Source organism: Empedobacter sp. UBA5036 (assembly GCF_002415215.1).
Classification (GTDB): Bacteria; Bacteroidota; Bacteroidia; order Flavobacteriales; family Weeksellaceae; genus Empedobacter; species Empedobacter falsenii_B.
This window is the reverse complement of the sequence record NZ_DICC01000045.1, coordinates 1-6,118: the sequence shown is the minus strand read 5'-3', so window position 1 is coordinate 6,118 and position 6,118 is coordinate 1. Positions and strand designations below refer to the sequence as shown.

Annotated in this window: 6 protein-coding genes; 4 read left to right on the top strand and 2 right to left on the bottom strand. The window is 28.7% G+C overall.

Annotation, left to right across the window (positions count from 1 at the left end; translation table 11 throughout):
- The 4 genes from B4J88_RS07900 to B4J88_RS07885 all read left to right on the top strand — a co-directional run.
- The coding region (locus tag B4J88_RS07900) for a hypothetical protein (protein ID WP_291047508.1) at nt 1-1,293 on the top strand (1,293 nt) is incomplete at its 5' end.
- Entirely contained in the window at nt 1,286-3,124 is a 1,839-nt protein-coding gene (locus tag B4J88_RS07895) for a T9SS type B sorting domain-containing protein (protein ID WP_291067162.1), read from the top strand. The genes B4J88_RS07900 and B4J88_RS07895, both read left to right, overlap by 8 nt.
- Nucleotides 3,125-3,141: 17 nt before the next feature.
- Nucleotides 3,142-4,101 carry a PorP/SprF family type IX secretion system membrane protein gene (locus B4J88_RS07890; RefSeq protein ID WP_291067160.1) on the top strand — a complete coding sequence of 320 codons (960 nt, stop codon included), beginning with the start codon at nt 3,142-3,144 and terminating at the stop codon, nt 4,099-4,101.
- Between the two features lie 4 nt (nt 4,102-4,105).
- Nucleotides 4,106-4,690, top strand: coding sequence for a hypothetical protein (locus B4J88_RS07885; protein WP_147279971.1), 585 nt, complete (start codon nt 4,106-4,108; stop codon nt 4,688-4,690).
- 31 nt (nt 4,691-4,721) lie between these two features.
- On the opposite strand, the gene B4J88_RS07880 is transcribed toward B4J88_RS07885, so the two are convergent.
- Both B4J88_RS07880 and B4J88_RS07875 read right to left on the bottom strand, forming a co-directional pair.
- Nucleotides 4,722-5,663 (bottom strand): PstS family phosphate ABC transporter substrate-binding protein, encoded by a 942-nt coding sequence (locus B4J88_RS07880; protein WP_291067158.1) that lies wholly within the window; start codon nt 5,661-5,663, stop codon nt 4,722-4,724.
- Complete coding sequence (locus B4J88_RS07875) at nt 5,647-5,841, bottom strand: hypothetical protein (protein WP_038333573.1); 195 nt, start codon at nt 5,839-5,841, stop codon at nt 5,647-5,649. Before B4J88_RS07875 ends, B4J88_RS07880 begins: the two co-directional genes overlap by 17 nt.
- Between the last annotated feature and the right edge of the window lie 277 nt (nt 5,842-6,118).

The following is a 6,118-nucleotide window of genomic DNA, read 5'->3' as shown; positions in this document are numbered from 1 at the left end:
TTTTTAGGGAAGATTACACATCCTTTAATAAATAAAATTAATGATATAGTAACTTCTGGAATAACATTACCTAACGAAAGTGTAAATTCTTTTGTTCCACGTTTAATGAATTGTGAGTTCCATACAACTGGCTATTATAATTTTTATTATTACGTAGCACCGAATGATATGGATTTTGAATTTACATTGAAAGGAAATATTGATAAATTCCATTTTATGTTATGGAGACTTTCGAAAAATTCGAATCCTAATGATATTTTTGTAAGAACAGGTTCAAGTTCTAATGAATATACAACTATAAATCCAATTAGAGCTGTTTATAGTAACATAACAAAAGAGAAGGGTTTAAAGGGTGGTAAATTAAATGATTGTATATCAAATTCTACAGATGGTTTTGTAAGTGCTTTTGAAAATGGAAGTAAGTTAAAAGAAGGAGAAATTATTGTAATAGCAATTTATGGTACAGATAATCCAATTTTAGAGTTAACAATTAGTGGAGCTAAAACAGTAGATAATCTTGTTTTTGATAACCATTGTTATACAGATGATTATTTATTATCAGATGTGAAGACCAAAATTATAAATGATATTAGAGTTTCAGACCCAAGTATAAATGTTGGGAATATAGAATTTTATAAACCAGATAATACATCTACAAATGATAATATCAGCTATATTAACGGAATAGAACAAATTTTGTATGCCAGAGTTTATGATAATTCTAATAAATTAGTTTATATCTATAAATCTATAAAATTCAAATTTATTCCAGAGTTGATTTATACAGTTCAAAACAAAACAGAACAATATTGTGCTACGTCAATAACTTTTTTAAAAGAGGATTTAATTAGTAGAATATCTCCATCTATTAATTCCTCTAAATATGCAGATTATGAAGTATATGTTGATGACGCAATTGTTAATGGAAATATTCCTTTAAATAATTCTAATAATTATAGAATCAAATTAAAATATATTGGTGCTGAGTTCTGTTCTATAGATTTATTTTCAAGAGAAGTTGAATTTAAGCTAATTAACTCAAATCCTATTTTACCTTCTGGAAAATTTGCAGAAGTTTGTAATACTGAAATTTTATCAGAAGCTGAAATTTTAACTGCTTTAGGAGTTGACTCAACTATTTATCGTTTAGTGAATATGCCAACAACACCTTATAATTTTATTGGGAATGAAGCTAAGTTTAATGTTCAGATTGAAGATCGTTCTGATGCATCTTGTACAAGTAATATTGTAGAGTTTACAGTTAAGAAAAAAAACAAATGTAGATTTGGATAATTTGACTTTAACTTTTTGCCGAAGTGATTTTTCTTTTTCTGAATTTGAATTAATCATCAATAATGTAAAAAAGAATGATAATTTAGTTACTATAAATTTGGTTTATAATGGTACAAGTTATATTGAATCACAACTTCAAAATTTGTATAATGAGATTTACAACAATAGAACACAAACAAGTTTTAATTTATCAATTACAGGAAATAAAGCTGGTTTTTGTGAATCTACAGCTCCGTTGAAAATTACGTTAAATGATTCTTCTATTCCTACAAAACCTTTTGAAGTTTTATTCAATCCTGTTTGTTTAGGTGTGACACAAAATTATACTTTTGATATAGATGAAATAAAAGAACATATTAAAGATAAATTTGGAATTTCAAACATTACAGATTTTGATATTTTTAATTTAGATGGAACACCATTTTTACCAGTTAATGTTAATGCAAATTCTAATCAAACATTAAGTTTTAAAATAAAAAAAGTTGGTGAAAGCTGTTTTTCAGAAGATATGTATTTAATTGTAAAAACAGTTAATCAACCAAATGTTGTATCTGCAACATTTTCAGGTGTGTTTTGCGAAGGAGAAACATTAACAATTGATGATGATTTATTAAAAAATAATTTCGGACTAAATGTTTTTGATTACAAAATATTTATTGATGGAACAGAATATATTCAAGGAAATTCTATCCAAAGAATATTGAATTTTGGAGGAAATACTTCTTTGAATATTCCAATTGAATTTAAAAATACATTAAGAGAGATTTGTTTAACAGCTGTAGAATTAACGGTCAATAAAAAACAAGATTTAATTGTTGATGTTCCTTCATTAGAAAGTTATACAAAAGCGAATCCAATTGTTTTTTGTGAAGGTGAAAACGATGATGCGAAAACTCAAATTCAAGCAATTTTAGATTACATTCAAACTAATTATTCTTTAACAAGTTCTAAAACAAAAGATCAAATTTTTGATCAATTTAATTCTAATCAAGGTTCAGTAGATGTTGATTTTTATAATTTGGACTATTGTGGTGTGATTACCTTAAAATTAAACTACAAGAAAAATTCTTTACCTAATATCGAGGTTGAAAATCCAGATCCATTGTGTACAGGAGAAAAATATAAGTTAGATTTTACAACTCAAACAGATTACGATAAGTATTATTATGAGGTAGAAAAAGAAGATGGAACTAGAATTTTAGGAACATATATTTTTGAGCTTGATGCAGGTAATTATAAAATTACAATTGAAGATAAATTATCGGGTTGTTCTATTGTTAAAACGTTAGTTGTTTCTCTTTCAGTATTGCCTACAATTGATAAAATTACAATCAACGAAAAAAGTATAATTGTTTCTGCAAAAGGAAATGGAAAGTTAGAATATGCGTTGTTTGATTCTGATGGAAAAGTAATCGTAGATTGGCAAGCAAAGAATGAATTAATTATTCCAGATAATATCAAAAATAATAATTTTACAGTAAGAGTAAGATTGAATAATTGCGGAGTTTCGGAGCGTAAAAATGTTATTTACCTTGCTTTACCAAATGTTGTAACGCCAAATAATGATGGTTTTAATGATATTTGGCAACCAATGACAAAAGATGGTAAAGTTAACGATACATCAAATTCGTACAAATTGATTATTTTTGATCGTTACGGAAAACAGATATTGTCGCAAGAAGGAACAGATATTATAAAATGGGACGGAACGCTGAATGGCAAACCTGTTGCAGATGGAACGTATTGGTATTTGTTAGAGTTCTCGAAGCAATCAGACGATTTGCAAGTTTTATATTCTGGTAGTATATTAGTTAAACGAAAAATCAATTAATTGATTGAAAAATATTTATGAAAAAAATCACACTATTCATATTAACACTATTTTCACTTTCGAAAGTAGAAGCACAACAAGGGTTACCTTTTTACAATCACTATTTGGTGAGTGATAAAATGTTGATTAATCCTTCGTACGCAGGGCAGGATCCGAATGTGATTTCTATAACAGGAACGCATCGCAATCAGTGGGACGATTTGCCCGAAAGTCCAAGTACACAAACGGTAAGTGCGCACGGAATTATTGTAGATCGTTTGGCAGTGGGAATGCAATTTTTCAACGATAGAAATGGTGCTATTAAGATGACTGGTTTCGGAATTAATGCGGCTTATCACATTCCTATTGATGATAGAAGTTATGATGGAAACGAAATCAATGTTTTTTCGTTTGGAGTTGGAGCTTCTAATGTTTCGCAACGTTTTGATTATTCAAAAATTATTGCGGAAGATCCAAATGATCCTGCTTTACAAGAAGATAAATATTCTACTTATTTTGCGAATTTGGGATTGTCTTTCAAATATGCTGGTTTCTCTGCAGGAGTGTCGGTTTTGGATATTCCGTTAAGCCAAAATGTGTATTATATTAACAATGTAGAACCTTTGCCAACTTGGTATTATTTCAATGTTGGATATAAATGGAACGTTTCCGAAGGAATTGCGTTAGAACCTTCTTTGGTGTATAATTTGAACTCAAATTCGGAGCGTCATTTGGATATTAATTTGATGTCGCATATTGGTTTTGGAGACAATAATCAAGGTGTAGACATTGGAGTAGGGTACAAGCAAGGAATGGATTCTAAAAATAGCAATCCGTTATTTGTTTCTCCAATACTAAAATTTAAAGTTGGTTCTTTAAAAGCTGGAATTTCTTACGATATTGGCTTGTCAGATTATCAAGTTGATGGTCGCAAGAACGGAATGTTATTTAGTTTAGGGTTCGATTTGCAAAATCCTTGGGGAGCAAGATTTGATTAATATTATGAATAGTATTTTACTTTTATTTTTCTTACCTATTATTTCATTTGGGCAATTATCTTCGAAGAATCAAAGATTAATTAAACCTTTATTAATTGAAGAGAATGCAGAATCTTCTCATGTAGGGATAGGAGGAAGTAAAAGCAAAGTCTATCAAAAATTTGAGAACATCAAAAATCAATTATCGAATGATGATTTGTTCTATTTAGCAAAAAATTCTAATGATGTTTTAAGAATTTATTCAAGTGAAGAATTAGTTTACAGAGATGATATTCGAATTGTGGAATTGTATAAACATTATAAAGATTATCCGATGGTCGTTTCTTACACTTTAGGTTGTGTAACAATGCCTAATGATTTGGGCCGATTAATTTTTGATACTTTTGAAAATATTATAGAAATAGATAAAAGAGCAACAGAATTATTAAGTGAAATTGATGCAACTAAAATAAATAAAGGAAGTCCGATAGAAGATTGGTTGATTAAGCAAAAAGAAATAAAAAAGTTGTTTAATGGGAATTTTAATTCAAATTTCGAAAAGATTAAAAAGATAAAAGAAAATCATAAAGATTTCCCCGTTAAAAAGTAAAAAAACCTTCCAATTCGGAAGGTTTTTTGTTTTATTGTAAGGGTTGTTCTAAATTGTTAATCTGAACTTCACGTTTATAAATATAATAAGGTTGAAGACTTTCGCGCGTTACAATTTTTTGACCACGCTGCGAACCTGCAAACCTCGTAAAACCTGCTCCAATTCCGAAACCAACTTCATTTTTCAAAATATAAATTTGACGATAAAAAGGATAAACACCATATTTCAAATTCGGAATAGTTGGTAACACCAAATTTCCTTTATCATCTGCAATAGGTAATACTTTTACCTTTTTAAGATATTCTTCAACTTTCGGATTTCCTTTGTCACTCAAAATATTCAATCCAATAATTCCGATTGCAGTTTTATCTTTTTGCACAAAATCAATCACTTTTTCTGCATCACCCATCGCTGTTACTTTTGCGCCATTTTCTACAGATAATTTTAGTTTATCATTTATTGTATTGAAATTCGCTGAGTTTGGATGATCGTAAACAAACGTTATTTTTGGATCTTTTTTGTACAAATTATCCTTAATATCATTTACCGTAATAGAATTGATTGGATTATCAACAGAAGTAATAAAAACTGTTGCATCCAAAGCAATTACAGACGAAATATATTTGGTTGTTGTTTTATCGAATAAATGTTGTTGTTGTGCTTTTGTAAGCGGTTTACTTACCATCAAAACAGGAATTTTACCTTCGTAAAAATCTTTGATTGCTTTTTCTTCAATTTCTTCGTTAATCGTAATTTTCACATCAGGATAATCAACCATGTACATATCTGCCAACGACTGCGCCAAATTCTTAAAACTTGGATCTACCGTCATTGCCATATCTCCGTATTCGTGCAAAGCGCGTTTTACAAGAGTTTTTTGTTCAGCTTTTGTTGGTTTTTCCTTGTCTTTACAACTAAAAGTAGAAAAAATAAGAAAGGCCGAAAGTGAAAGTAAACTAATTTTCTTGATCATTTTTATAAGATTTTATTCCGCGATAAACACGAAAAGCGCCATAAACAATAAATAAAATACCTAATAACATGGCTTTTGTTTCATCTAATTTGATGATGAAAAACTGATATTTCCAAGTAAAAATTCCGATCAAAAAATAACCGAAACCAATCAATCCGTAAACAATATTCTTATTCATAATTCGCGACGAAGTTACAATTTTATTGTGTTAAGATTGACTTAAAACTTAAATTTTATGCGACAAATATGCATTTAAAGGAACTTTTTCTGAATAGATATTCAATTTCTTAAACAATAGAAACCATCACACTCAAAAAAAAATGAATGCAATGGTTTCAGAAAGAAAAGTATTATTAATTATTCGTTTGTTTGAAATCTAACAGGAATTGAAAAGATTAAATTTGCATCAGAACCATCTTCTAATTTTGCAGGTGTTATGGTAGTATCTTACTAAC